At 71.4% G+C, this 2,185-nt stretch carries 1 protein-coding gene and 1 pseudogene; both read right to left on the minus strand.

The window, feature by feature from the left end:
• Positions 1–69 precede the first annotated feature (69 nt).
• Positions 70–1,331: pseudogene (locus x551_RS21440) on the minus strand (cyclopropane-fatty-acyl-phospholipid synthase family protein).
• Between the two features lie 7 nt (positions 1,332–1,338).
• Entirely contained in the window at positions 1,339–2,133 is a 795-nt protein-coding gene (locus tag x551_RS21445; RefSeq protein WP_036251177.1) for a DUF1365 domain-containing protein, read from the minus strand.
• Between the last annotated feature and the right edge of the window lie 52 nt (positions 2,134–2,185).

The raw sequence follows: 2,185 nt of genomic DNA on the forward strand, positions 1-2,185 counted from the left end.
CGCCGCAGCGCCGGCACGGCCGCCGCGCACGCGGCGGCGGCAGGAGCTGCAGGCAGGCGCGACGTTCCATCAAACGCTCGCCGCGCCGGGCTTGCGCAGGGTGAACTGCACGATGTCGGTGTTGCCGGCCGCGAAGGCCGCCTCGCAGTAGGCGAGGTAGAACTCCCAGATGCGCACGAAGCGCGTGTCGAAGCCGAGTTGGCGCACGCGGGCCTCCTCGCCCATGAAGCCTTCGCGCCAGCGCCGCAGCGTCTCGGCGTAGTCGGGACCGAAGCGGAAGGTCGTCTCCACCTCGAATCCCGCGCGGCGGGCCTCGGCCTCGAAGGCGCCGATGCTCGGCAGCAGCCCGCCGGGGAAGATGTACTGCTGGATGAAGTCGGTGCTCCTCATGTAGCGATCGAACAGGTCGTCGCGGATCGTGATGCTCTGGATGCAGGCCCGACCGCCGGGCCGGAGCTTGTCGGACAGCGTGCGGAAGTAGTCGTCCCAGTAGGCGCGGCCGACCGCCTCGAACATCTCGATCGAGATCACCGCGTCGAACGGACCGTCGGGGATGTCGCGGTAGTCCTGGAAGCGCAGGTCGGCCAGGCTCGTGAGGCCGTGGCGCCGCAGCCGCTGCTGCGCGTAATCGAGCTGCTCGGACGACAGCGTGACGCCGGTCACGTGGGCACCGAAGTCGCGCGCCGCGACCTCGGCCACGCCGCCCCAGCCGCAGCCGATCTCGAGCACGCGCGATCCCGCCGTCACGCCGGCCTCGGTCAGTGCGCGCCGGATCTTGGCGTGCTGGCCCTCGGCCGTGGAGCGTCGCGGATCGCCGTCGAACCAGGCGCTCGAGTAGCTCATCGTCTCGTCGAGCCAGAGCGCATAGAAGCGTTGCCGAGGTCGTAGTGCGCGTGGATGTTCTTCTTGCTGCCACGGCGCGAGTTGCGGTTGAGCAGGTGCCGGACGCGGTACAGCAGCGAGCCCCACCAGCTGCCGTAGACCAGGGTCTCGATCTCCTCGCGATTGGCGACGAACAGCCGCAGCAGTGCCGCCAGGTCGGGCGTGCTCCAGTCGCCGGCGATGTAGCTCTCGGCGAAGCCGATGTCGCCGCTGCGCAGCGCCGCGCCGCAGACGCCCCAGTTGCGCAGCCGGATCGCGGCGCGAACGTCGCCGCCCTCGCGCAGGCCGCCGAAGCGTGCGCTCGTGCCGTCGGGCATCTGCACGTCGAGCTGACCGTGCCGCAGCCGCGTCAGCAGCCGGAACACGGCGCGCGCGGCAGCGGGCGCCGACGGCGGCAGGGTGGCGGGCTCGAGACGCGGCACGGTGCCGCCATGGGTGGTGGTGTTCATCGGTCGTTCAGCGGCTGACGAAGGCGCGGGGCGGGACGGGTTTGCCGAAGAAGGGCACGCGCTTGAGCCACAGCCGCAGCGCCTGCCAGTGGATGCGCGCGATCACGCCGGCGCTCATCAGCGGCATGCGCCAGAAGGCACGCCGCAGGCTCGCCGCGTTCAACGGCACGAGCGCGCCGCTGACGCTGGTCTGCAGCAGGGGCCCCTGGGTGTCGTCGTGCGCGATGCAGGCGACGATGTGCTCGATCGCGTCCGGGTGGGACCGCCGCGCCGCGGGGCTCGGATGCGTGGTGCGCAGGAACCGGAAGCGGTAGCGTCCCTCGATGGCGCAGAACGGCGAGACGTGGAAGACCTTCGCGGCGCTCAGCTCCCGACCCCAGGCCAGGCCGTCGCCGTGCAGCAGGTAGCAGTGGCGCTCGCCGAAGGTGTTGTTCACTTCCGCGACGATCGCGGCGAGCGAGCCGTCCTCGCGGTGCGCGTACCAGAAGCTCACCGGCTTGAACACGTAGCCGAGCACGCGCGGATAGGTCTGCAGCCAGACCTCGCCGCGGGCATCGGCGACGCCTTCGCCGGCCAGCAACTCGTCGAGCCAGGCCAGCGCGTCGGCGCGGCCGTCGCCGTGGTCAGTGTCGTGGAAGCCGATCAGGCCGAAACGGTTGCGCGGCAGAGCGATGCAAGGCGTGCTGCGCAGGCTGCGCATCGGCAGCATCAGGAAGTAGGTGGGGTAGGCGAACGCGTGTCGCGTCGGGCGCAGCCGCGTGTGGCGCACGCTGCCGAAGGCGATCAGCGGTCGTGCGGCGATGCCCATGGCCAGCGGGCCGCTCATGCGGCACGCGGCGCGGCCGCAGCGGCCA

The sequence above is a fragment of the Methylibium sp. T29 genome, from assembly GCF_000576205.1.
Classification (GTDB): domain Bacteria; phylum Pseudomonadota; class Gammaproteobacteria; order Burkholderiales; family Burkholderiaceae_C; genus Methylibium; species Methylibium petroleiphilum.